The organism is Flavobacterium suzhouense, assembly GCF_042684765.1.
GTDB lineage: Bacteria > Bacteroidota > Bacteroidia > Flavobacteriales > Flavobacteriaceae > Flavobacterium > Flavobacterium suzhouense.
The window spans coordinates 331,528-356,720 of the sequence record NZ_JBHUMD010000007.1; the positions used below are offsets into that span (position 1 = coordinate 331,528).

The following is a 25,193-nucleotide window of genomic DNA, read 5'->3' on the forward strand; positions in this document are numbered from 1 at the left end:
TGTTACCTAAATTTAATCTAAAAGAAAAAATATAATGGCACAAGCAATAACAGATGCTACTTTTGATGAAGTAGTACTTAAATCAGATAAACCGGTATTAGTAGATTTTTGGGCAGCATGGTGTGGACCATGTCGTATGGTAGGTCCTATCATCGATGAGATCAGCTCAGAGTACGAAGGTAAAGCTGTAGTTGGTAAAGTTGATGTAGATGCGAATCAGGAATTTGCAGCTAAATATGGAGTTAGAAACATCCCAACGGTATTAGTTTTCCAAAACGGAGAAGTGGTAGGTCGTCAGGTAGGTGTTGCTCCTAAAAAAACATATACTGATGCTATCGACGCTTTAATATAAGCAGCAGATAAAATTCATAAAAAAAGCCCACAGTGATGTGGGCTTTTTCATTGGAGGATGGTTTTGTGCTAAAAAAATAACTAACCCTCTTTAATTTATGAACCAGGAATTATAAATAAACGCCAAGATTAATGTTTTTAAATTTCTGTTCTTTTTGGATTGATGATATGCAAATATAAGATAAGTCACTTAATAGTGACTTATTTATTATTACTTTTATTCAAAATTTTTTACGTGGAAGATAAAGCCGGAAATAGTCCTGTTAGGGATAAGGAAAAAAGCAAACAAAAGTTTCTGAATGCCGTGGGGAAGCTTTTGAGGACAAAAGGTTTTTCTGCCCTCAAGGTAAATGACATTGCTGCTGTGGCAGGACTTGATAAAAAACTGATTTATAAGTATTTTGGGGGTAGGGATCAGCTGGTAGACCAGTATCTGGTTTCTATTGACTTTTGGAGTAACGTAAGACAGGATGATGCACAGCCTGTAATTACTGATGGAGGTTGTGAGTTCACAAAACAAATGGTACTGCAGCAATATGATTATGTGGCTTCTAACAAAGAATTTCAAAAGATTCTCTTATGGGGATTATCTGAAAAGAGAAAATCTTTGCAAAATCTGGCCGATGAACGTGAAGTAGTTGGTGAAGTATTGCTTAAAAATATAACAGATCCTTTTTTTAAAGATAAAGCGGAGAATTTCAGGGCATCGATGGCTATTATTATTTCGGGTGCTTATTATTTAAATATGTATTCCGGAGCCAGCAACAGTACCTTTTGCGGTATTGATCCTGCTAAGGAGCAGGGGGAAAAGGCGATTAAAAAAGCCATAGTCAATCTGGTAGATATGCTTTATGAAGATGGAAAAAAACAAAATGGATAACAGCCGGCTTTATAGCCGGTTTTTTGTTTTTTGTATATTTTTATAAAAAAAAAGAAACCTTCAGGCAACTTCTTAAAAATATTTTCCGTCTTACAGATATAAACCAACCTAAACCAATTTGAAAATTATCCGATTATATGCTTCCGATGAGGCAGTTGTTAAAAAGATACTCCAGGGAGATGCCCGGGCAGAAAAGCAGTTATATGATCGATATGCTGCAAAAATGCTTGGTGTTTGCAGGATGTACATTAAAGACCTTCACTATGCCGAAGATGTAATGATAAGAGGATTTATGCGTGCTCTTGATAACTTGGGGAAATTTAGGTTTGAGGGTAGTTTTGAGGGCTGGCTCAGAAAGATAATGGTAAGGGAGTCGATTGACTTTTTGAGGGAACGTACCCAGATTTACTTTGAAGATATTGAGACTGCAGAAGTGCCGCCTGTTACAACAGTTGAAGTAGATATGGATGTGGAACTTTTACAGTTATTGATTGACAAACTGCCCGAGGGTTATCGTACAGTGCTGGTTATGTTTGCTGTTGAAGGCTATAATCATAAAGAAATTGCAAAAATGCTCGGGATTAGCGAGAGTACATCAAAATCACAATTGTTTAAGGCAAGAAAGCAATTGCAGGAACAATTGAGCTTATTAAAGAGATTAGAAAATGAAAGATAAGAACCTGGAACAACAACTGACAGAGAAGCTTGGTAACCGAAGTATAGCACCTTCGGATCAGGCATGGGAGCGCATTGCTCGAAACAGGCAGCAGGGAAAGCAAAAACAGCAAAACAAAAAAAGGCTGTTTATGTATTATGCAGCAGCTGTTTTAGTTTTTCTTTTTGGAGGTTATTGGTTTGTGGCTCATACTCCGGATACACCACAGCAACAGGTAGTGGGCACAAATAAAACTGAATTGCCAACGGTTACGGATAATCAGACGGTGGCGGTTTCAAAACAGGTTACTGAACCTAAACAGAGTTCGCTGAAAGAAGTGCATAATGAAAATAGTAAACAGGGAGTGATTGTTCCGGTTTATAAACAGGAGGTAGCAGTAGCTCAGGAAGCTGATAGACAATCGCAAGTGATTGAAAAAACGCCGCAGTTAAATGCAACGGTGCTTATGGAGACTAAGATTGTTGCCCAAGATAAAAATTATGATGCTGAGGTGGATTATCTGCTAAAAAATGCCATTAAAGAGGTAGCTGCTGACAAACAATTTTCTAAAAAAACTGATAATACTGCTCTGCTTAAAGAAGTAGAGTCTGAAATGGACGAATATTACCGCGATAAGGCGATGAGTATTTTTGCACTTAAGAACAAAAAAATACGCTTCGCTGTAAAAGAATAATAACAATCAACTCTTAATTATGAAACGCATCTTATTATGCATCGCCTTTGTGGCGACAGGGATTTCTTTGCCTAAAGCCAACGCTCAGACTGAGAATGACACTCTTAAGCAGCAAACTGCAGAAAAGAAATCATGGTGGAATGAAACCGATCAAGATTATTATGAAGAGCTTAAAAAGCGCAAGTTAGAAGCTTTTGAAGCCGAAAAACAGAATATTGTTGAAACCGAAAAGTTTGAGCTTAAAAAATTACTGGAGAAAATAGACAAAAGACTTGAGAGCGGTGAGATAACAGCTGAAAAAGCAAAGGCTCTTAAGGAGGAGGCAGCTAAAAAATCGGCACAGAATATCGATAATAAAACAGCTATAGTAGAGAGTCAGATAGAGTTGACCAAAAGAGATGTGTTCTACAATTATCAGCCTAATACAACCGGTTATGTTGAGGCAGGTGTTGGAAATGCAACTGATGACAGAGGGAGTTTTTTGTTAGGTATACGATACAAAGCAGCTGATAAAAAACCTAAATATGATAAGCGTACCTATACGGATATGGTTTTTGCTGTTGGTTTTGGTGGGACTGTAGGTGATGGTGTTGGTATAGGTGATGTCTATAAATTTGGGAAGAGTGGTTTTGCCGAGATAGGCTTTACTTTTCGAACACGGCTGCTAAAGGACTCTAATTACTGGCGACTGGCCTATGGACTTTCCTATCAGGAAAATACGCTTAGTCCTAAGGATAACAAGTATTTCGTTAACGATAATGGCTATACGAGCCTTGTAGTTTCTCCAAATCAGATTAAAAGAAATATGATGGTGTTTGAGAATTTGGTTGTTCCGGTTTTATTAGAATTTGGTCCATCGAAGAAGAAAGAATACAAAGATCATTTCAGGTATGATACTTCTACCAGTTTTAAAGTGGGAATAGGTGGTTTTGCAGGAATGAATCTAGGTACCATGCAATGGATGAAATATGTTGAAAACGGGGAGAATGTAAAAGTAAAATTGCGTCGTGACTATAACACCGAAAAATTTGTGTATGGTTTAAAAGGTTATGTAGGGTTTGGCAGCCTAAGCCTTTTTGCACACTATGAGCTCAACTCTGTATTCAGTAAATCGGAGTATAAGGATCATGCTTTGTTTTTCGGTTTCAGGGTCGACCTTTAATTCTATATGTCAGAAGCCGCAGTATTATTCTGCGGCTTCTGTTTCTTTTGTGTCGGCCTTACTTTCATAATGTTTGTTATCCCATCGGGCAAGGTCTATTATAATAGGGATAAGGCTTTGTCCTTTTTCTGTCAGGGTATATTCTACTCTTGGTGGAAGCTCTTTAAATTCTTCTCTGATAAGTATGCCGTCAGCCTCAAGGTCTTTTAATACTGATGTTAATACTTTTTTTGATATTGTGCCTATAGTCGCATGAATTTGTCCAAAACGGGCTGTACGGTTTCGCAAAGCGTAAATAATAATGGGTTTCCATTTGTTGCCTAATATTGCCATGGAGCGGTGCATTGGGCAATGACTATATCTGAATATGTCTTTTTTCATTTTCTGGTTACTTAGTGGTTACCACTATATACTTTTAATAGTTATAAAAGTAAACTATTATTGTTTACTTTGTATAAAATGCTGAAATGACGACGTAAGTCGTTAGTATTAACTTTAAAAACATCTAAAATGAATCTGGAATCGTTATTCACACCCTTTCAATACAAAAAACTAAATTTAAAGAACAGGTTTGTAATGGCACCTATGACTCGGGCGCAGTCTCCCGATGGTGTGCCTACACAACAGGTGGCAGATTATTATTCAAGAAGGGCCGCTGCCGGTGTTGGCCTGATCCTGACTGAAGGTACAGTAATAGGGCGTCCTTCTTCCAAGAATCTGAAAGACATCCCTGATTTTTATGGAACAGAAGCTTTAAATTCGTGGAGCAACGTAGTAAAGGGGGTACATGCTGAAGGAGGTGCTATCGCGCCACAAATATGGCATGTGGGTAATACACCTTACGGATGGGAAGCTCCGGCTCCCTTTGAGAGTCCCGACAGCATGACGGTAAATGATATCGAAGATACCATTACAGCTTTTGCAAATGCAGCTAAGGCGGCAAAAGAGCTGGGTTTTGATGCGTTGGAGATACATGGCGCGCATGGTTACCTGATAGATCAGTTCTTTTGGGAAGGAATGAACCATCGTACAGACGAGTATGGTGGAAAGACCATTAAAGAAAGAGCCCGTTTTGGTGTTGAGGTTGTAAAGGCCATCCGTAAAGCTGTAGGTGATGACTTTACAGTTATTATGAGATTGTCGCAATGGAAACAACAAGACTATGCAGTAAAATTGGCTAATGATCCTAAGGAACTTGAGGATTGGGTATTGCCATTGGCAGAAGCCGGAGTGGATATCTTTCACGGATCGCAGCGCAGGTATTGGGAAAATGAATTTGATGGCAGTGACCTGAATTTTGCCGGATGGCTTAAAAAAGTAACGGGCCAGCCAACTATTACAGTAGGTTCGGTTGGACTAAGCGGCGATTTTATGGAGTTCTTTGGTGAAGGTAAAGGAGCAGATACAACCGATTTTAGCGAGTTACTTCGCAGGTATGAACGAGGCGATTTCGATTTGGTAGCTGTTGGACGTTCACTGCTTCAGGATCCGGAATGGGTACAAAAACTTAAAGAAGGGCGTTTGGATGAGTTGAAATCCTTTAACCCTGCCAGTGTCGGTACATTATACTAATCAGGCTATAGCAAATACTAAAACCGTACAATGCTTTGTGCGGTTTTTTGTTTACATTTGAAATTATGAAGTTAGAAGGCCAATTAGAAAAAATATCGAGTTTTTCACATCTGGAGCTGTTAGCAAACCAGATTGTGGAGGGTTTTATTTCAGGAATGCACAAGAGTCCGTTTCACGGGTTCTCCTCAGAGTTTGCAGAGCATAAAGTATATAATCCCGGTGAAAGTACCAGGCATATCGACTGGAAGCTGTTTGCCCGTACAGACAGGTTGTATACTAAGCGCTACGAAGAGGAAACAAATCTGAGGTGTCATATCATTATAGACAATTCTTCTTCGATGCATTACCCGAAGTTAAAGGCAGGGCAACAGTTCTATGAAAATAAGATAGGCTTTTCGGTATTGGCGTCTGCTGTGCTCATGGAATTACTAAAACATCAGCGTGATGCAGTGGGACTAAGTGTTTATTCGGACTCGTATGAGTATTATGCTCCGGAAAAGGGGAGTGGCAGGCATCACAGGATGCTTTTAAATAAGCTTGAGGGGATACTGGAATCTCCCGGAAGGAGTAAGGCTACAGATACGACAACTTTTTTACATCAGATAGCGCAAAAGATGCATCGCCGTTCGATGATCATATTATTTACCGATATGTTTCAGCCGGGAAATGATGAATCGCTCTTTAATGCGCTGCAACATTTAAAGCACAATAAGCATAAAGTGGTGCTTTTTCATGTAATCGACAAAAAAACGGAGTTCAATTTTGACTTTGATAATGCTCCAAGGAAATTTATTGACCTCGAATCGGGGGAGGAAGTGAACCTTTTTGCAGAAAATGTAAAGGAAGAATACGAAAAATTGGCCGATGCCTACTTTAAAAAGGTAGCCGAAACCTGCATGATGTATAAAATTAAGTACGTTCCGGTTTCGGTGGATGAAAAATTTGAAAAAATTTTAACCACGTACCTTGTTGAGAAACAAAAGTTTGGATAATTCTCAAAAAAATAATCGAAAAATTATTTCAAAAACACTTGCAGATATCAAAAACAGCCGTATATTTGCACTCGTAATAATGAAACAAACAACATGAGTTGCGAGGGACATTTGAAACGCTGGTTTGGTAGTTCAGTTGGTTAGAATACATGCCTGTCACGCATGGGGTCGCGGGTTCGAGTCCCGTCCAGACCGCCAGTTAAGGAAAAGCAGCCTCGCAATAGCGGGGCTTTTTTCGCCTAAAATATTTAAGATAGTTGTGTTGTTTACGCTATACAGCTGTATAGCACGGTTTAGTAGTTAGACCGATGAGAAGCTTTCCATTAGATTGGAGGGCTTTTTTGATTTAATGCCTTTTCGTTTTCTAAAAAAAAAAGACACATATCTTTTCCCTTTATTGCTTTGGTTCGCCTATTCTTATACCCCTATTAATACCCCCGTTTTTTTATGAAATCCCTTTGTTTATAAGGTTTGGTAAATTTTGTTTACTTCTTTCATCTTTTGTTGATTATAAGTAGTTGTAATTATAACAAAAGCTGTGTCTATTGTGATTCGCTATGTTTGGCTATTTTTTATTTGTTGTAAATATAACACCAGTTTAATGTCTTTTTATTGTTAGTTGTCATTAAATCAACTAGTTGGATTTTATTTTGTAAGAAAAAATTTATAATTTAGTACTGAAAAATGCGACTTGAAATTTCGCTTCCCGGAGTTACTAGAAGTATTAATTCTAATTTTTATTACAATGAAAAACGATTATTACAATGTTAGAGCTGATATAAGAGCTGACAAAAAAAGAAAAGATGGATACTATCCAATTTATCTATTTGTTTATTGTAGCGGTGCTACTCAGAAGTTTTCTTTAGCGGAATACATTCCAAAGAATATTTGGGATAAGGAAAAGGAGCGTGTTAATGCAAAAGGATATGGAGATGTTAATAGTATTATTCTTCAGAAGAAAAATGATGTTCTAAACTTTATTAGAAAGGAATTGGCGGATGGAAATAGGTTGAGTCAAAAAGATATTTCTAATTATTGGAATGGTAAAGCTGATCGTGAGGTTGATTTTTATAAATTTTATAGCTCTTTCTGTCAAAGCCATTTTAAAACAATTGTGGAATCTACTCAATCGAAATATTTGACTTTAGAAAAAAAGCTTAAAATATACAGTCCTAAGCTGAAGTTTAAGGATATAGATTATGCATTCATGGAAGGGTTTAAAGACTTTCTTGATGATACTGGTAGCGGAACATATAATATGATTAAGTTTCTGAAGACCGCGCTTAGTAAAGCGATGAAGCTTAAATTGCTTAGTGATAGTTCATGGAAAGATGTTACAGCGAAGTGTCCTGAAGGCAAAAAAGTTTTTTTGACTCCTGCTGAAGTAAAACGAATTTCTGAACTCGATTTGTCTGGATATGATGAGCAGTTACGAGAGTCTCGAAACTTTTTTTTATTTTGCTGTTATACTGGCTTACGATATAGTGATGCCTACGATTTAACGACAGATAACTATAAAGATGCGATGCTTTGTTTTAATCATAGGAAGACCGGGAATAGACAAGAGACACCCATGACTCAGGATGCTAAATTGATTTTCTACCCTTATTTAACGAAAGCGAAATTAAAATCAGTAAAAAAAATATTGCCTGATATTAGTAATCAAGCATTGAACCTTGATTTAAAAGTTTTGGCTAAAGAGGCAAGAATTACTAAGAATCTGACCTCTCACGTGGGACGTCATACATTTGGTGCTACTCTGTTAGCGAATAATGTTAATGTATTTTATATTGCTTATTTGATGGGGCATAAGAAGCTAAGTCAGTCCTTTAGCTATAGTCATACTACACCTGAAAATCTAAAGGACGTTTTAAGAAATATATCTTTTTAGTTAAAGCCCTCTGAAGAACTCATCTAAGGTCAAATCGTGGATTTCTAATATTCTTAGTAAAGTTCTCAATGTAATATTTTTACCGGCTTCGACTCTCCAATACTGTACGCGATTCAATTCGTGCTCAAAGGCAAAGGTTTCATGACTAGTGAAGCCTTTTTCTTTTCTCAGGGTTTTGATTTTTTCTGCTATTATTATGAGCTTATCATCAAAGGGTTTTTCAGTCTTTTCCATAGGCTGAAATTGGGGATTTATCCGCTTATATGTTACCTACTAATAACGAACCGCAATTATTATCCCTATTTAAATAGGATTTTATATATTAGCTGAAATTATGTATAACCTTACAAAACTAATTTCGGTATATGGAAAATTTAAGTAGTTCTGTTGTCTTTTATATCCTTCTTTTCCTTTTGGTTCTTTTTGTCTTTATATGCTATGTTATTGCTGAGATGGCAAGACAGAGGGGTAGAAGTGGATTGATATGGGTATTGCTATCGTTTGTATTCTCTCCATTTTTATGTATGGTGTTTCTTTACTTCTTAGGAGAGACGGACGATAAAAGAGAAGAATGGATTATAACTGCTGAACAAATTAAAATGCGTTATAAAAATTAATCGTTATGAAGTATATTATTATCATTGTTGTATCTGTGTTTCTTTTCTCTTGTAATGGTGTTTCTGATAGAAAAGAAGGAAATCTGTCTACTGACGGTAAAATTGCTTCTAAAGGCAAGGACAGTGATGAGGTAGATTTTTCTAAAACTAAATTTACTGATAGAGGAGAGGAACTAATATACATTCGTAAGTATATTGAATACAGGTTGCCTAAAATCCTGATTGAGGCAGAACCGGAAAAAATGGAAGAAGCCCTTGAGGATTTAGTCGGTAGAGGTAAGGATGTGACTTTGGAAGAAGCCGTAAAATATACATGGATGTATGACGGAGCATATAATCGTTTGTGGTATTTGGTTACTCAGGACAATTTAAGTTTTGATGCTGTGAAGAGAATGCTTTATTCTTATGATAGGCTATACCCTAAAGGGACACAAAAAGCAAAAGAAGGAACTGAAATTTTGCCTGCGATTGATGAAAAAGAAGAAGTAGAAAGACCTCCGGTTGTCGAAGGTGAATATAATCCTGATAATGAAAGGATCAAGGGGGACTTCAACGGAGATGGTAAAAAAGAATATGCTTATCGTGTTTTAATTAAAAGAGGTAAAGGTAATCCGGTTGAAGATGGTACGCCGGATGAATATGAGATACAATTTTCTGATGGAATTATCTCTTCTGTTAGCGTTGGTTGCTGTTGGTTCAGACTTGTTAATGAAGGAGACTTGAATAATGATGGAACGGATGAATTTAGTATTGCTCAGAACCCCATGAACGGTTGTATTGGTACTGTAAAAACTTATACTATTAAAAATAATAAAGGAAGACTGCTGATTAATCCTTTCGGGTTTTATTGCTGTGCAGAGTTAAGTGTCTCAGACTTGTCAAAATTAATTATGGTTGAAAATAATATTATTTATCATTACGAGGCTGACCCTAACGACGAAAATTTACTGAACGATAATAATAACAAAATTCGTTTTGAACGTTTGATAAAAAAGAAAGCTTCCATTAAATAAAAACTTTATTTAATACAAGATGAGCACCCTTTGTGGGTGCTTTTTTATTGCTGAAAAGTTGTTAACAATTTAAGTTTTAAGCAATTGGTTTTCTGATACTTGTAAAATTGTTAATAACTAATAATGTTTTTTCATGACAAAATTTGGGCTATCCGAGTATTAGTAAAATATAAATCGGGCAATACGCCGTAAAATCATTAAATCATGCAAAAACAATCAAAGGGTAATTTGAGCCCACAGGGGAACACAGGTGTATACGTTAATGCTAAGGTACTAAGCGCAGTATTGAAGACTAACTTAAGAGTTGAAAAATCAAACGCTGAACTTAAAGAATTACTGTCAGAACTAATAGATAGACCTGGCTTAGCTAAAGAGAATCTAACCGTAAAACAGGTTAGCGACGAATACGGAATCAGTCGTAAGCAGTTAGACGGCTTTAGAAAAAAAGGTTTGAAGGTAATCCAAAAGACACCAAATGGAACGATATGGGTTAAAAGAAGTGAGCTGGATAAGTTTTTAATTAAGAAGTAGAGTCATGATAAGAAATATTGAGTTTGTTTTGGATAATCTAAAGTCTTCGATAGACTTAGGTGGCGACTGGATTGAATATGTACCTAAAGATGTGAAGCCTTCGATCAAGAAGTATGTATACTTTAAGAAAAAAATTCATACAGAGGAAGGGAGTAGTGTGCTTTTTTCTATTAGGTCACGGTATAATATTAAAACTGATACGTTCAAACTGACAATCAACGCCAATCTCACGGAATGGTGTTTTGGGGAAGATATAGGTCAGAATATGTTATTAAATCAATTTGAAGAAACTGTAAGTAAGTTGGCTGAACGACTTGGCCTAGCCGAATCACTAATATGGGAGTCATTCGTTAATAAGGCATCTTTCGGGGTTAGCATGAAACTCGATAAAAAATATGAAAATATCAATAAATGCTATTCATGGTATACTCAATTTACACATTTTATTGACGAAGGTTCAGCTTTAAGATATAAGTATAAAGACTATAATTATGTTTACCATGATAGTAGAGATTTTATTTTATACAACACTAATGAAGTCATTGATAAAAATATAATGCTGACTCGTCGAAAGGTTGAAAATATCGAGCACGATTGGACGGGACTCGAACCTAAACCCATAACCGTATTATTTACAAGCCTTTATAACAATAAAAAAAGAACGGGGGTCTTATTAGGGGTAAATAACACTAATAATATTTGGTATAACCTATTCCGACACTAAAATTTCAATCCTATCCTCAAGCTGTGAAGTAACTATTATAATTTCCTGAAATTTTCCAACGTTCTTCTAATTTCTTGAGCTATCAATTCAGATTTATGAGTAGGAACACCATTACTAATTACTTTGAATTTATGTGTCAATGGTATATCCTTAGGCAAAACATAACTATCAGGGACTGATTGTATTCTAAGTGCCTCTCTAACAGAAATTCTTCTTGCTTCAGTTGGATGCAGGTGCACCTCATTGTTACCGTAGGCAACTGTAGGACTATAGCGATACCTATGTAATCTTTTAAAAGATTTTCGATTTGTATCTCCCTCGTGGACAGTATTAAAACGATGCGATTTAGGAACAAAAAATTCATCTTGATTCGGCATATCCATAGTCAATCCTTGAAAAGCACTGATAATTTGGAGATTTTTATGATCGTCAGGTATTAGCGACAAATCCTGTTCTATAATATCCGAGCCAAATTCCCATTTCGAAGGCCATTTGATATTTTTCGGATTTTCAATAATTTTTTTCGGCCATTTAAAAATAAACTCCTCTTCACTTTTTACTTCCTCTTTTAAATCTTTATACCCAGCTTTCTTTAATTTCTTAACTATATCTTTTTTAAAACCAACAAGTGTTAGCCTAGGCCGGTCTTGAGGAATTCCAAAATTTAATGAATTAAGAATAGTATACCAAACACAATAACCAACCTTTTCTAGCCTCGAAACCAAATCTAGAAAAGCAATCTGATGAACTTTGGTATTATAAAGCCCTGGCACATTCTCAAAAAAAATAAATTCCGGATTCACATTTTTTACAATTTCGAAATAACTATAAATCAGTTTTCCTCTTTCTCCTTCCATACCGGCATTATTACCTCCAATAGAATAATCCTGACATGGTGGGCCACCTATAATCCCGGAAACACCGTGATTTAAGCTTTTAATTATTTTCTGATTTTGTTTAGTGGATGCATCAAAAGGAGTTTCAATTGGCGAGTACAATCCCTTGGATATAGAATTTGTATTCGTGTAATAAGATTTTATTCCTTCGTTATAACAATCAATAAAAAAAGGATTTATTTCTATCGCCTGATTGATATTATAACCTTGGTTCAAAAATCCAATATCCAAAAATCCTCCACCAGAGAATAACGATAAAATATTAATATTCTGTGCATCTACATTATTCATTATCTACGTTTACTTTTTCTACAAGATTGATAACCCCTAACTTCCTATCTAATTTAATATGAAGATCAGGACTTGTAATTATTACTCCTTTCTCTAAAATTTCAGGGGTAAAAGATTCGTGTTTTTTATTACTCATAGCTATAGCCTCTTCCTTACCTTCTATTAAATAAGAAGAGTCTTGAGAAAGGGGATTTTCATTCATAAAATCCTCTCCAAAAATATCAAGCAAAGATAGCTTACCTTTTACTATAAAAAATCTTTGAGTAATAGAATTATAGTATGGAAACCTAATTTCAATAGCTAATTTCTTATCGGTATAACTTTTTTTAAAAGTTATCATTGACTCTTCATTCCTGATGAAATCGTTTGTTGCGAGAACTATTTCATCCTTAGACACTAGCTTAAAAATTTCTTTGTAGGGTGAATCTAGCAATGACATTAAATCTTCACGTTCTAAAATTAAAGGTAATTTTGATATTTTTTTATTAGTTTCCCTGTCATTGGATAATTTTAAACTTGCTTTGGGCTTTGAAGCGAACTCAACAACTTCGTCGAAACCACATTTAAAGGCATCAACAGTGATTTCCCGCCTATTAAATAACGAAATCGTGTTTAATCCTTTTCTTGTCTTATATTCCCAATATTTTTGTAAAAGATAATCCTTTATCTGCCCTTTTACACTGGCCAATCTCGAAACAGGAAATATTATTTTATTTTCATCCTCAAAAGGTTCCAAAAGGAAACTTGTATCTGCGGATAAAACATTGCTATTTATACCACTTTCTTTAATGAAATTGTATACTTTTATTTTCTCTATAATTTCACATTTAAGCTTAGGATAATATTCCTGCCACATCTTTGGAAGAGCTTTTATAGCTGACTTTTTCAATTCTTCATTCTTACTTAAAATAGATTGTCCGTCTTCATTTAAGCTACATAAATCTAATATTCTAAAATCATAGAAAGCTCTTCTATTTAAATGAATTTTTAAGTGGCCAAAGTCTTCACCAAACAGAAAATAGTTCATTGAAAGCGTCTTTTCATCTTCGCTTTTTCTTTCATCTAACAAATTATGGACGAATTCACATTCGATCATTTCAGCTAGCTTTTCCTTCCTTGAAATCACTTTCGAATTATCTCGTACTATTAAATCGCAGTCTTGTCCCGTTAAAATATAAATCTTACCATCAATCAAATATAAATCTCCGGGACTTGGTGGAGCATATGTAAGATTCAAAGAATAATTAAACAGTTCAAAACGATTTAATTCATTAAGTTCGTTCCTAAAAATTTCAGAAATATTATTTTCAGAATCTTTTAAAAACTCTGGATTAAGTATCGTTGTTAGACCCATAATGAAATCAAAATCCAATGTTTCATCTTTATCTAACAGTCGGTCTTGTATAATTTTCTGGACTAGTAAATCAAACCAATTATTTATAGTTTGAAAAACAGTGATACCCTCGGCGTGTGCCATGTCTGACAAAAAGAGCATATTTCCTTTACCTGAGGATAATACTATATCTTTAGCGTGCTTTAAGGCATTGTGCTTTAAATCAAATAATTTTACGAATAATGATATGTAGGCACATAGAGCAAGTCCCTCAGAAACTTTTTCCAACGCGCTATAATCTCCATCCCCTTCCTTCGGAATTTCAAAATGAAAATGTAGTTCAGAGTTCAATTCTTGTTTTGGTGGATCTTCAGGCTGAGACGTAAACAGAACACTAAAAAAAGATTTTATTTTATCACTTGTTTTTATATCTAGAATAATTTGATTCCCGTCTTGCTGATTGCCTAGTTTCTTATCAACTATTAATAAACAATGTTTTTCATTTGTTTTACTAATTACTTGAGCGACCTCCTCTTCAAATTGATTAAAAACATCACCTTCAAGACCTTTGAATACCCTAACAGATTTTTTTGGCGAATGAGAATTTAAGCTTTTAAAAAATGATTTATAACAGGCCGCTCCATCAGTAGCTACCAACCCAAAATTCATAGCTATTTTTGAAAATTCTTCAATATTATCTGAAATGGCCGTGCAGATTGAATTAGCTGTTTGAGCAAGATCATCTAACTGCTTATTTTTCAACAGTTCTACTATTTCGCCAGATTCGAGCCACGTAGTATCTTCTCCTGATAAAATAATTTGAACAAATGCCTGTTTAAAAGCATTGAGCTCCGCCATAAATTCCGGTACAAGTTTTTCTATAGGCTCAGATATGTGGCTGTAATCTATATCATTAATCCCAAGTAAATGACACAATATTTCACCTGAATTAGTTACAGGAACAAAATCGTCGTCTATAAAAACTACTATACCAGTGTATAATTCGTCTATAAGCTTGCTAAATTTACTTTCCATTATTTAATAGTTATTGAAAAAATATGTCGGTTTCCATAAGCATTCATGTCTGGAAGTAGTTCTATACTACCTCCAAACGATTCTAAAAGATTTTTGACAATGTACATACCCATACCCCTTCCTTCTTTTTTTCCGGATTTAAAAGGATGGAAAAGTGTAAATTGTAAATCCTCTATAACTCCTATTCCCGAATCATAATAATGAATTGTATTTTCATCTATTCTTTCAATTTTTATCAAATCACGTAAATCAGATTTAAACTGTTGATCATAGGCACCTCTTTTTTGGCGCTCTCCAATCCAATACAATGAATTATCTATAAGGTTGTAAAAAACATGGGTTAACGTACCCTTAGGAACATACCAGGAATAATTTTGAAGATTCTCAAAGACAATATCGGTTTTTAAATCCTTCAATCTTTTATCTAATCTTTTTTGGAACCCTAGCAAAAGGTCTTTAATGATTTCATTTTCAAAGTCATCATGAGTTCCCTGACGAATAAAGGTTTTTTCTAAAAAGTTATAGAATAAATCCAGCTCACTTATTCTTGTATGTAAAAAATCCATTCGTTCGTTTACAGGCTTTAAATTTTCTTTATAAAGACCAATTTGCTTCATATCAAGCAAATAGCTTTTCAATGCTGCGATATGAACTTCATAATTAATTCCGGATTTTGTATTCAATAAAATTGAATGTAGCTCATGGGTCATTACTTCAGTAATAAGGCCATTAGCCATTAACTTATAATTATTATATGACTCTTTTTGTTTTTCTTCAATTACAGTTAAAGTATCTTTAGCTGATTTTAGCGTCGTGATACTATTATTAATATTTTCAGTAAGACTATTATCTTGCCCCTCTAATTGAGTTATTACCCGTTGTACCTTTTTTATTTTCTCAGGCGTATCAAGCAATATATTATCTTTAATTTCACTAAAACTATTTTGGAAGATATTTAAACTTTTTAGTGTTTCTTTCAGCATAGCTTCCGACTCATCAACTTGATCTTTTAACTCTTTGGGGGTATTGTGAGGTATTTGACCTTCTTCTGTCAAAATATCCCGAACCAAATAATAAGCCGATGTACTTAATTGGTAGAAGTCATCATTGAATATTTGTTGCAGGAATGATTTTAAGGCAATCGCATGTCCTGATTGACTCAGTTCTTGGCGGGAACTTATTTCTTTAATATATTTTTGGTAAAAATCGCTAATCTTGACAAAGCCTATTACATTACCTAGCTCAAACCTGAAAAATTGTTGTCCTCTAGTACGTGCCTGCTGTAAATTTAACCAATCGCTTTCCTTATCTCCTAAATTAGCAATCCTAAATCGGTCTCTATATAATTTTATCCCGTTATGGTAATTTAGAAATTCTCTAATGGATGTAATATTTTCATTTTTTTTTATTGCTCCAACGGCTTTCGCAGCATTTACAGCTAAGTTTAAACGAAATTGCTCCCTATGGAATGCATAAACTTTGCCTTCAATAGGTGCTATATCTTCCAATAATTTTATTTCCGAAGAGCTAAAGTTGGATTTGCTCCTGAGATAATCAATTAACAGAACTCTTTTCTTAAGACTATTATCCAACCTTACCTTATGTTTTTCAATAAGCGATAAATAATAATGTGTATCTCTTTTTCTTTCAGTAAATAAATTTTTACCTAAAATTCTTAAGTGAATTAACTCAACGTACCAAGGCTTTATCTCCAATTCTAAATTTACAACTGACTGATTCCTTTCCTTAGAGATTTTAAACCTGTGGATTGTTTCTGCAATATTTATACTCTCATTATTAAATGATGATTGAATTTCAAGATCATTTAAATAGAATTTAATTTCAAAATCCTCTTCTAATTTTTCAAAAGGGGAATACAAAAAGCTAACTGAGGATTGAAGCTTTTCCTGGAGATGTATACCCCCGTCGCCGTCGTCTTCAAATAAAGACTTTTGAAGACTTCTTTTGTCTTCAATGAATGTACTAAAGTCAACCGAGCCTACAAACCAGAGGCGCGTATATGAAACATCTTCCTTTTTCTTAAAATGTAAAACTGGAGCATCTTCCTCTAAATCTTTTGAAAATTTCGCCCATTCAATCTCGACATAATTTACTTCACTATCTTCTTTTGTACAAGTTTCCACTATTAAAATAGAAGCTAATCTTTGGGAAGAAAGTCTTCCTAAGCCTTTGTCTCCTAGTGTTATTTTTTCTTTTTTACCTGCATCAGACTCAGCCCTTTTTAGCTTTTCTTTTAAATCAGAGCCTACGGTGAAAAAACCCTCAAGAAGTCTTTTTTCATCCATACCAATGCCGTTATCTTCTAAAATGATAACTTTTTCGTCCCCTATCGTTGCTTTCAACTTAAGAAGTACGTCGTCATTTACGGGAGTTACTAATAGGCTCCTATTAAGAGATTCTAGCGAGTCTACAAAATGAACTTTAACCTGCGATGCTTTAGCGTCATAGGAATTTTTTAATAATTCAGTAAAGGCAACCTCGTCAGAAGTAATTAATTCTGTTCCAAGTTGAGCTAAAATTCGTGGATTATATTTAAATTTCATTGGAGTTTATTATAGGCGAAAGTTACAAAATTACTTTTCATATAATTTATTATTAATTAATCAGTAAGGTGATACATAATATTAAAAATTATCATTATCATCCACCCTATCAATATAAAAATTTATAGCATCATAAAGTTCCTGTATAATTTCTTTACTCTCTTTTGATTTTTTTTCAAGTATACTTAATCTACTTACAATCTTACGCATCGGCTCTTTTTGCTTCATTTTTAATTCCTTTGCTTTGTTAACAATGACATGGAACCTATATAATTTGCATATCCGGATTGTATCTTTACCCTTTGAATTGGGTACGGCCACTAAAAAAATTCCATCCTCATATCTTAAATGTTCATGCCACTTATCAAAGTGGGGGTTAAAAATCAAAAAAGCGTTGGATAATAATGGAAATTTAATTGAGGATTTATAGCTAGCCACCAAAGTATCATCATTCCCTTTTAAATTATTACAGGTGTTACAAGTGACAATTAAATTTTTTGGTTCAAACATCCATTGCGGATATAGTGATTTAGGCACAATATGTTCAAGAGGCTCGTAATATGCATTTGGCTCAACTATTCTCCTACAATAAGCACATCTATCAAACTGCTTGATAATTAATTCCTTTTTCAACCTTTGCTTAATCGGGTCGTATAACTTATCATTCCACTGTTCTTTTTTGCTCAATGGATTTTTTTTTACGATAGAAACCTCTGCTGCTGATAAATCAATCAGGCCTTCAAGTGAATAGTTAGACATCTTTAAATTTTTTAAATAAAGTATTTATAACGTCTTTTAATGGATCATCATCACTCAACCCTGATAAATCAAGATTTTTTAAGTCATTTATTCGTCTTTTTAATTCCCCATAGTTTCTCTCATTCGGCTCATGAGAAATTAATTCAAAAATTTTCCCTAGCTCCTGCGTTAAATAATAATTTCTTGAGCTAGGAGTTTTGAATATTTTCATTAAAATTTCTTCCGCAGACCAACCATAAGTATTAGCTGGAATATTTGAGGCTACAATTTTATCAGTTTTATTTAATCCAACAATACTGGAACTTTCCTTTGCTAAATCAGAAACCATAAAATGTGAGTGAGAAGTTATTATTATATGGCTGTCTCTATAGTTTTTAAACAATTCCTTAAGGAAGGATATGTATTTCATTTGCCAGTTAGGATGTAAACTATTCTCAGGTTCATCAATTACAATAAGACTATTGTATTTTATTTTAGCAAGCAATCCTATAAAGCTTGAGATAAAGTGATATTCACCTGAGCTACTGTGTTGTAATTCAAAAACCTTATCTAACTTTTTAAATCCTATGGAGGGAGAACTAATAATATCTAGAGAATGAAGAGTCTTTAAGAGACTTAATTCACGCTGAGATAAGTCATTGTCATATAAATCAAATTCAAAAAATTTTGTTCTACTTCCCGGATATTCAGGATGAAGATTTCTGTAAATCTTATTACAAAAATTTACCAATTCAATAATTATTTCAGGATTTTCTTTTTTGAGAGATTTAAATCTATTAAAACTCCACGGTGGACTATCTGAAGCTCGTTTAGTGTACTCCCAAAAATGCGTAAAAAATCTCTCAAACACATATTGGGTAATATTCCCTTTAAAAAATATATGTTTATACCTAGGATAATAATATATAAAAAGCTGTTTATCATACCCTAAAAAATTAAGAGCCTTCTGTATATTATCTTTAGCCTCCTCATTTTCCAATGATTCAAACAATAAATCAATCGTCTTATTTACAAAAGAAGTCGTTTTGGCCATGTAGTAATTAGTCTTGACCCCTAAATAAGTATAATCTGTAGCGCCAGGTATTTCGACCGGAAATTTATCCGTTAACATAACCGCTGTTGCAATTATTCTTTCAGGTGTTGGAAAATCACTTCCATCAAGTATAGCACCATCTGAAATAATTTGAGGCCTTAATTCCTTATCAGATTCAAAATCATAATTACTATATTGAATACGGTTCCCATCAATTTGATATTCAAGGCAAAACTTACCTTGAACTCTACCTGTGCGCTTTTTATTCTTCTTAAACTCTTTTAATTCAATAAACAGAAGAACCAAAATCCTCAGTAAGTTACTTTTACCAGTACCATTAGGCCCAATGATAAGTGTTGTATAAGGCTCACTTGGATGGTCATTTTTATCAAAAAAATTTATGTCAATATCATCAAATATATTATTATCCTTAAGTTTAAGATTAATAACTTTAAAATCATGTTTTTGCATTATAATATAATTGGCTGTGTTGTTATTCAAAATTAAAATAATAATTCACTAATCCAAATTAACCATCTTTTACATACAGTATTTTTTCTTATTAAACTTTATTTAGGGCTTCAATATTTTTATCTTTATTGACCCATCGTAAGCAGTCGTTTTTAACAGCAAGGATTGTGACCGTTACTCAAAACATTATCCAGAGACTAATATATTTCTGGGTAGAATGGCATTCCGTAAAGTTAGTGATGTGTGGGAATACGACAGAAGTAGAATATATTAATGGGGTATACAGCGTAGAATTCTCTAAATTAACCGAGTTAATAAAAAAAGCACCTGCACATGAATATCAACAAAGAGTAAATGATGTGAAAGGTAATGCTAAATACAGTTTCGTCTAAGATATAAGAGACGCTGCATTTACTAAAGTAGCTTAAGACTTAATTGTCAATACAAGATCATCAACAAAGTCGTCGGTGGCCTTTTTTATTTTACATTCCCAAACAACTATCACTTTCCAACCTAATTCTACAATTTCTCTTTGATTTTTATTATCCCGCGAAATATTCCGTGATAATTTTGTCTCCCAAAACAAGCTATTAGTGTCAGGTATTCTACCATCCCTACACTCCTTATGGTAATGCCAAAAACAGCCGTGGACAAAAATTACTGTTTTATATTTAGCTAATACAATATCCGGTGTCCCCGGTAACTTCTTAGAGTGAATCCTGAATCGTAGCCCTCTACTAAAAAGCAATGACCTTAACTTCTTTTCAGGCTTAGTGTCTTTTGACCTTATTTTAGACATCACCTCACTACGCTTCTCTTTTGACCATTTATCCATCCTTCCTCATTTATTCAAAATCTAAGATATGGAAAACAAGCGATATAAGAACTTATTTAAAACTAGCGCGCCCCTTAAGATACATATATCAATTCAACGCCTTAAATCAACGATTTCAACCAATAGAAAGATAATAGAAGAATATATCCGCAAATAAGATTTCTTTAAGTTAGTGCATTTGTACTAAACCCGGCTATTTATACTTTTTCATCACCGGGCTTGTACAATCGCGCTTAAATTTATTTATACTTATTTGTTTGCTCTTAGGTATTAGTTTAAAGTATATATAAGTTATTAATTACTATAAGTTACCTTTATTATATAATCTACCTGTTTTCTGATATACAGTTGAGTAAAATTCCTGTTTAAAGTCAGCGATTTTTGAAACTCCACGTTCAAATAAACTTAAAAGATTTTTAATACTACCAGACTTATTATTTTGACTGAAAGTCAGTTTTTCAAATTGTCGTAAGTTCCTAAAAAAATCCTTGTTCATATTCTCATAGAGATGATAACCATAAAAGTCAGTCGGCGTTTTTATTTCATTTTTACTAATTGCCGGTGAGATTCTATCTACAAAATTAATCCCTTTAATATACCATTCTAGTTTACTTACAATTTCATTCCAATTGTCTTTAACGTTACCTAATGTAAAAGCTTTCGCCTGAAAAAATCCTGTCATCTTTTTGACCTCTACTTCAACTCTCAACAAATGGTACTTTGACGCAAACCTCAGTTGGTAAATGTTCATTTTTTTAGACCGGAATATTTCTGCCCATTTATCGTAAATCCTTAATTTTAGATTCTTTCCTTCAAAATAAACAGATGATAATATAGTCACACGTTTTAAACCTCTGTAGCGAATAAGGCATTCATTTACATTCTTCATGTTGCTTTTTAACAGAAGGTTTATACCCATCTCTAAAGTCATAACCCGGGCATTCCACAAGTCAATTTCTCTAACACCGATTTCCCTGCTGAGAATCTTTATACAATCGACGTACTGAAAGTACTTAAGGTCTTGCCTCGTGTTACGGCCAAAGTACCATTTGCGAATACTATTCTCAAACATAATAAACTCTTCACCTGTATCAATATTTACTATCTTACACAACTGTATGGCAAAACGCTTTTTTGTGGCATTTGGATTATAAATTTTGAGAGTGTATATCTTTTGTCCGGGATACAGACCGCTGCCCCGATACTTCCAGTTTTTTGTACCTGTAGCTATAAAGTTTTCAATCCTTATTTTTAGTTTATCCAACATTCTTTTGATTTTGAGATTAGCCCGGCTTGAGCCGGGCATAAATTACTACTATTAAGAAAAAACCGTTTTAGCATGCTTTTCCAAATCCATAAGCATTTCATCCCTAAGCTTGACTTCTTCAATGTTACACTTGGTGAATGTTTTAAATATTTCCTTGAATTGCTTTGTAGTGTATCCTTTTATGTACAACACTGTTATTAGATATGCTGAATGATCTAAAAGTTCAGGTTTTCTACTTCTTAGATATTTAACAAATTCTTGCGCATCAATTACTTTGAAAACATCCTTAGCGTTTACTTTATCATTAAGTTCGACTGATTTTAGACTGGAAATAATTTCCCGCCCGATTTCCTCCCAGTTTTCTCTGATATCTGATAGCGTGTAGCAACTATGAATACTCCAAAAATTATAACCTCCGTTGTACACTTCCTTTTCAAACCTTATACAGACCGCCAGTTAAAAGGAAAAGAAGCCTCGCAGATTTGCGGGGCTTTTTTCGCCTAAAGTATTTAAGATAGTTGTGTTGTTTACGTCACGCTCCGCGTGACACGGTTTAGTAGTTAGACCGAATGAGAAGCTTTCCATTAAATTGGAGGGCTTTTTTGATTTTTGGATACTTCGTTTTTCTGATTCGTCTCCTTAAGAAATTTTCCTTATTTTTGGCTTAACCTTATCTCTTATCTGCCGGATGAAAAAAATTGCAGCCTTGTCTTTTCTTATTTTGCTTTGTTCCTGTCGCTTCTTTGACGGTCAGGTACCTAATGAGGAAGAACTTCTGCAAAAACGTCTTAAGGAGATTAACTGGAAGGAGGTAAGTAGTTATCCAACCATAGCCGAATGTGATGCTATAACGGATAAGGAAATGCGAAAAGATTGTTTTTTTGCGCAGATGACACTACTGATTCAAAAAAAGCTGGATATCGATACGCTTGCCCTTATGTACCCTGAAGTTGATACAATACAGGTAAAGGTGACAGTGTTTTCTAACGCTACATTGAGGTTTGAGCCACAGCTTCCACCTAATCCAAATTATAATATGGCTCAGATTGACAGTCTTATCAAAAAAAGGCTGGTTAATTTTCCTCCGGTAGTGCCGGCACAAAAAGAAGGGGTTCCGGTTACAACCCAGTTCGTGCTTCCTGTTATTCTGAGTGTTCAGAAATAGGTTTAAACGTAAATACAAAATAACTTCCTGCAATAACAGGCAGAACTGTATTTAACAGCCATATCAATGTTGCAGTAAATACCACAATCCAATCGTTTACGCCTAAAGCCCCAAAAAAGAAGATGGACACACTACCCTTTACGGCAAAGTCAAGAAACTGCAGGTTAGGTATGGAAGATCCTAAAAAATAGGTAGCGGCAATAGTCGCCATCAGGAGCGGATAAGGCAGTGTTGTTCCGAAAAGTAAAAACAACAGATGATACTGGTGCATGATGGTAAGGTAACGCAATACCGCCAAAAAGATGTTTTTTTGGTGTGCCTTTTTTGGCATGGCGTTTATTTTTTCACCCAGTCTTTGCAGTGAATAGCCTTTAATAGTGATCTTTCGTGCAGAAAAGAATAGTACAAAAAGCAAAACTACTGCGCCTAATATACCAAAGGCAAGGCTTCCTGATAGCGACGGATAGCTGTAGTTGAAATAAAAAAGGCCTGTCATTCCCACTATAACGGCAATTATCAATTGTATGCCATTGCATATAAGGTTCAGGAAAACAATCTCTCCTGCTTCATCTTTTTTATAATACATGGCTTTAGCGGCATATTCGCCTATACCGTTTGGTGTAAAAAGAGCAACTGTAACAGCGGCAAGAACTTCTTTGGCAGAACGGCCTAACGAAATAGGTTGTATTACTGATGCCAGATTCTGCCATTTGATGATCTCCAGAAACCTGTTAAGAAAAGTGAGAATTAATAATAAACCGGCTATCAAAAACGAATCTTCCTGTTTTAAAGTTTCCAGGAGGAGTTTCCAGTCAAGCCCGTTGTTGTGTGCGAGCCTGTCGTAGATAAAATAAAATGCTCCGCCCACGATCAAAAGTTTGACTATGGCAACGAGGAATTGTTTAGCTTTGCGTGTGGCAGACATGCTGCAAAAGTAAAGAAAATACATTGGCAAACGAACGCATTATATTAGGGATAGATCCGGGGACAACCATTATGGGTTTCGGCCTTATAAAGGTTATTAATAAAAAAATGGAATTCCTTCAGCTGAACGAACTCCAACTTCATAAGTATGAAGATCATTATATAAAACTCAGGATTATTTTTGAGCGCACCATAGAGCTTATAGAAACTCATCATCCGGATGAAATTGCTATTGAAGCGCCCTTCTTCGGAAAGAACGTACAGTCTATGCTAAAGTTGGGTAGGGCGCAAGGGGTTGCTATGGCTGCAGGTCTTTCGCGCCAAATACCTATTACCGAGTACGAGCCTAAAAAAATAAAAATGGCTATTACCGGTAATGGTAATGCCAGTAAGGAACAGGTAGCAAAAATGCTGCAACAACTTTTGGGTTTAAAAGAGCTTCCAAAAAACCTTGATAGTACTGACGGACTTGCTGCGGCTGTATGTCATTTCTTTAATTCAGGAAAAATTGTGTCAGGAAAAAGTTATAGTGGTTGGGACGCTTTTGTGAAGCAAAATGAAAATCGTGTTAAAAAATAAATATATTTGCATTAAATTAACCAAATACCAATTTATTTTTTTATGAAAAAACTTAAACATGCGGCATTAGTGCTGTTTTTGTCTGCTTTCGCTGTTTCCTGTTCGTCTGATGACAGTAATCCTGTAAACAATCCTTCCGGTGAAGAATTTTTTGAGTACACCATAGACGGGGAGGAACAAAATGTTACCACCTGGATAGCTGCAAGAAGTGAAAGCAGCTTTGAGGTTCAGGGAACTGCCGCAAGTGGAAGAGTAATACATTTTACCTTTAACCAGTGGGGTAATATGGGTGATGCTTCTACTATGGCGAACGATTTTGAAATTCCGTGGAGAACAAGCTATCATTATTTTAAATCTAATTATTTTACATTTGAACTTGTAGCTATTGATGAGGCTAACAAAACCGTTGAGGTTAATTTCTCAGGAAAAGTATTTGATGAAGAATACGATATAACCTCAGCTTTTTCTACTGTAGAAGGAAGTTTTAAAGTTGCTTATACTCAGGTGACGCCACAGGTCTCAGGCTTAGGAGTTTCAGCAACTGTAAATGGAGCGGAATGGCATGATAGTGACGGTGATCAGGAAGGTGGTTTCTTTTCAGGTGAAAACCTTACACTTAATGCTTCTAACGATACTAAATACACTATCGGAATCGTAACTAATCATCAGGATACTACTACTGGAGTTCATACATTTGGAACAGCTGATTCACCAAATAAAATGAAACTATTTGTGTATGATACTCAGGAAAATGTAGATGTTGAATACATTACTACGACAGGAACGATGAACATCACTGAAAAAACTGTAGGTTCTCAGTTAACGATTATATCAGGAACATTCAGCTTTACTGCTGAACATCCTGAAACGGGAGCTACGATAATAGTCCAGAATGGGACATTTAAACAAGCCTATATAAATTATTAATAGTCTTATATAGATTTATGAGGCCTGCTTTC

26 protein-coding genes and 1 tRNA gene are annotated in these 25,193 nt (G+C 34.7%); 16 read left to right on the forward strand and 11 right to left on the reverse strand.

Translation table 11 applies throughout. From position 1 onward, the window contains the following. The first annotated feature begins 34 nt into the window (after positions 1 to 34). The 5 genes from trxA to ACFSR3_RS06760 all read left to right on the forward strand — a co-directional run bounded on the left by trxA (position 35) and on the right by ACFSR3_RS06760 (position 3,742). The gene (gene trxA, locus ACFSR3_RS06740; protein ID WP_114756287.1) at positions 35 to 352 is read left to right on the forward strand and encodes a thioredoxin; all 318 of its coding nucleotides are present in this window, start codon (positions 35 to 37) and stop codon (positions 350 to 352) included. Positions 353 to 586: 234 nt separating this feature from the next. Next, the gene (locus tag ACFSR3_RS06745; RefSeq protein ID WP_379820281.1) at positions 587 to 1,231 is read left to right on the forward strand and encodes a TetR/AcrR family transcriptional regulator; all 645 of its coding nucleotides are present in this window, start codon (positions 587 to 589) and stop codon (positions 1,229 to 1,231) included. Between the two features lie 118 nt (positions 1,232 to 1,349). Beyond that, positions 1,350 to 1,907: an RNA polymerase sigma factor gene (locus ACFSR3_RS06750; RefSeq protein ID WP_379820282.1), complete on the forward strand. Its 558-nt coding sequence runs from the start codon at positions 1,350 to 1,352 to the stop codon at positions 1,905 to 1,907. Continuing rightward, a complete protein-coding gene (locus ACFSR3_RS06755) occupies positions 1,897 to 2,580 on the forward strand; it encodes a hypothetical protein (protein WP_379820283.1) in 684 nt (227 codons plus the stop codon). The genes ACFSR3_RS06750 and ACFSR3_RS06755 overlap by 11 nt, the downstream gene beginning before the upstream one ends. 19 nt (positions 2,581 to 2,599) lie before the next feature. Next, positions 2,600 to 3,742, forward strand: coding sequence for a hypothetical protein (locus ACFSR3_RS06760; RefSeq protein ID WP_379820284.1), 1,143 nt, complete (start codon positions 2,600 to 2,602; stop codon positions 3,740 to 3,742). Positions 3,743 to 3,766: 24 nt separating this feature from the next. On the opposite strand, the gene ACFSR3_RS06765 is transcribed toward ACFSR3_RS06760, so the two are convergent. Next, complete coding sequence (locus ACFSR3_RS06765) at positions 3,767 to 4,123, reverse strand: winged helix-turn-helix transcriptional regulator (protein WP_379820285.1); 357 nt, start codon at positions 4,121 to 4,123, stop codon at positions 3,767 to 3,769. A gap of 129 nt (positions 4,124 to 4,252) precedes the next feature. On the opposite strand from ACFSR3_RS06765, the gene ACFSR3_RS06770 reads away from it, so the two are divergent. The 4 genes from ACFSR3_RS06770 to ACFSR3_RS06785 all read left to right on the forward strand — a co-directional run bounded on the left by ACFSR3_RS06770 (position 4,253) and on the right by ACFSR3_RS06785 (position 8,197). Further along, on the forward strand, positions 4,253 to 5,314 hold the full coding sequence (locus tag ACFSR3_RS06770) for an NADH:flavin oxidoreductase (protein WP_379820286.1): 1,062 nt from the start codon (positions 4,253 to 4,255) through the stop codon (positions 5,312 to 5,314). Between the two features lie 65 nt (positions 5,315 to 5,379). After that, positions 5,380 to 6,306: a DUF58 domain-containing protein gene (locus tag ACFSR3_RS06775; protein WP_379820287.1), complete on the forward strand. Its 927-nt coding sequence runs from the start codon at positions 5,380 to 5,382 to the stop codon at positions 6,304 to 6,306. Positions 6,307 to 6,427: 121 nt separating this feature from the next. Continuing rightward, positions 6,428 to 6,504, forward strand: a tRNA-Asp gene (locus ACFSR3_RS06780). 547 nt (positions 6,505 to 7,051) lie between these two features. Then, the gene (locus ACFSR3_RS06785; RefSeq protein WP_379820288.1) at positions 7,052 to 8,197 is read left to right on the forward strand and encodes a site-specific integrase; all 1,146 of its coding nucleotides are present in this window, start codon (positions 7,052 to 7,054) and stop codon (positions 8,195 to 8,197) included. Here ACFSR3_RS06785 and ACFSR3_RS06790 read toward each other — a convergent pair whose 3' ends face one another. Next, entirely contained in the window at positions 8,198 to 8,431 is a 234-nt protein-coding gene (locus ACFSR3_RS06790) for a helix-turn-helix domain-containing protein (RefSeq protein ID WP_379820290.1), read from the reverse strand. It lies immediately after the preceding gene. Between the two features lie 131 nt (positions 8,432 to 8,562). On the opposite strand from ACFSR3_RS06790, the gene ACFSR3_RS06795 reads away from it, so the two are divergent. From ACFSR3_RS06795 to ACFSR3_RS06810, 4 genes are all read left to right on the forward strand, one after another. After that, on the forward strand, positions 8,563 to 8,814 hold the full coding sequence (locus ACFSR3_RS06795; RefSeq protein ID WP_379820291.1) for a hypothetical protein: 252 nt from the start codon (positions 8,563 to 8,565) through the stop codon (positions 8,812 to 8,814). Between the two features lie 5 nt (positions 8,815 to 8,819). Beyond that, the gene (locus tag ACFSR3_RS06800; RefSeq protein WP_379820292.1) at positions 8,820 to 9,827 is read left to right on the forward strand and encodes a hypothetical protein; all 1,008 of its coding nucleotides are present in this window, start codon (positions 8,820 to 8,822) and stop codon (positions 9,825 to 9,827) included. Positions 9,828 to 10,031: 204 nt separating this feature from the next. Continuing rightward, the gene (locus tag ACFSR3_RS06805) at positions 10,032 to 10,358 is read left to right on the forward strand and encodes a hypothetical protein (RefSeq protein ID WP_379820293.1); all 327 of its coding nucleotides are present in this window, start codon (positions 10,032 to 10,034) and stop codon (positions 10,356 to 10,358) included. 4 nt (positions 10,359 to 10,362) lie between these two features. Next, entirely contained in the window at positions 10,363 to 11,082 is a 720-nt protein-coding gene (locus ACFSR3_RS06810) for a hypothetical protein (RefSeq protein WP_379820294.1), read from the forward strand. A 35-nt stretch (positions 11,083 to 11,117) separates the two neighbouring features. On the opposite strand, the gene ACFSR3_RS06815 is transcribed toward ACFSR3_RS06810, so the two are convergent. The 8 genes from ACFSR3_RS06815 to ACFSR3_RS06850 form a co-directional block, all read right to left on the reverse strand. Further along, the gene (locus ACFSR3_RS06815) at positions 11,118 to 12,269 is read right to left on the reverse strand and encodes a DNA cytosine methyltransferase (RefSeq protein WP_379820295.1); all 1,152 of its coding nucleotides are present in this window, start codon (positions 12,267 to 12,269) and stop codon (positions 11,118 to 11,120) included. Then, positions 12,262 to 14,637: a hypothetical protein gene (locus ACFSR3_RS06820; protein WP_379820296.1), complete on the reverse strand. Its 2,376-nt coding sequence runs from the start codon at positions 14,635 to 14,637 to the stop codon at positions 12,262 to 12,264. The genes ACFSR3_RS06815 and ACFSR3_RS06820 overlap by 8 nt, the downstream gene beginning before the upstream one ends. Continuing rightward, the gene (locus tag ACFSR3_RS06825; RefSeq protein ID WP_379820297.1) at positions 14,637 to 17,201 is read right to left on the reverse strand and encodes an ATP-binding protein; all 2,565 of its coding nucleotides are present in this window, start codon (positions 17,199 to 17,201) and stop codon (positions 14,637 to 14,639) included. Before ACFSR3_RS06825 ends, ACFSR3_RS06820 begins: the two co-directional genes overlap by 1 nt. Positions 17,202 to 17,282: 81 nt before the next feature. Further along, positions 17,283 to 17,960, reverse strand: a complete 678-nt coding sequence (locus ACFSR3_RS06830; protein WP_379820298.1) for an HNH endonuclease — start codon at positions 17,958 to 17,960, stop codon at positions 17,283 to 17,285. Further along, positions 17,953 to 19,464: an AAA family ATPase gene (locus ACFSR3_RS06835; protein ID WP_379820299.1), complete on the reverse strand. Its 1,512-nt coding sequence runs from the start codon at positions 19,462 to 19,464 to the stop codon at positions 17,953 to 17,955. The genes ACFSR3_RS06830 and ACFSR3_RS06835 overlap by 8 nt, the downstream gene beginning before the upstream one ends. Positions 19,465 to 19,888: 424 nt before the next feature. Further along, positions 19,889 to 20,299 carry a very short patch repair endonuclease gene (locus tag ACFSR3_RS06840; RefSeq protein ID WP_379820300.1) on the reverse strand — a complete coding sequence of 137 codons (411 nt, stop codon included), beginning with the start codon at positions 20,297 to 20,299 and terminating at the stop codon, positions 19,889 to 19,891. A 301-nt stretch (positions 20,300 to 20,600) separates the two neighbouring features. Beyond that, positions 20,601 to 21,566, reverse strand: coding sequence for a hypothetical protein (locus ACFSR3_RS06845; protein ID WP_379820301.1), 966 nt, complete (start codon positions 21,564 to 21,566; stop codon positions 20,601 to 20,603). Positions 21,567 to 21,617: 51 nt separating this feature from the next. Continuing rightward, complete coding sequence (locus ACFSR3_RS06850) at positions 21,618 to 21,992, reverse strand: hypothetical protein (protein ID WP_379820302.1); 375 nt, start codon at positions 21,990 to 21,992, stop codon at positions 21,618 to 21,620. A 262-nt stretch (positions 21,993 to 22,254) separates the two neighbouring features. Here ACFSR3_RS06850 and ACFSR3_RS06855 point away from each other — a divergent pair, with 262 nt between their 5' ends. Beyond that, positions 22,255 to 22,731 (forward strand): hypothetical protein, encoded by a 477-nt coding sequence (locus ACFSR3_RS06855; RefSeq protein ID WP_114756294.1) that lies wholly within the window; start codon positions 22,255 to 22,257, stop codon positions 22,729 to 22,731. Here the strand turns inward: ACFSR3_RS06855 and ACFSR3_RS06860 are convergent. Continuing rightward, entirely contained in the window at positions 22,709 to 23,656 is a 948-nt protein-coding gene (locus ACFSR3_RS06860; protein ID WP_379820303.1) for a lysylphosphatidylglycerol synthase domain-containing protein, read from the reverse strand. The genes ACFSR3_RS06855 and ACFSR3_RS06860 overlap by 23 nt on opposite strands. A gap of 23 nt (positions 23,657 to 23,679) precedes the next feature. On the opposite strand from ACFSR3_RS06860, the gene ruvC reads away from it, so the two are divergent. After that, on the forward strand, positions 23,680 to 24,234 hold the full coding sequence (ruvC, locus tag ACFSR3_RS06865; RefSeq protein WP_379820304.1) for a crossover junction endodeoxyribonuclease RuvC: 555 nt from the start codon (positions 23,680 to 23,682) through the stop codon (positions 24,232 to 24,234). Between the two features lie 42 nt (positions 24,235 to 24,276). Further along, positions 24,277 to 25,161 (forward strand): hypothetical protein, encoded by an 885-nt coding sequence (locus ACFSR3_RS06870; protein ID WP_379820305.1) that lies wholly within the window; start codon positions 24,277 to 24,279, stop codon positions 25,159 to 25,161. Positions 25,162 to 25,193: the final 32 nt, after the last annotated feature.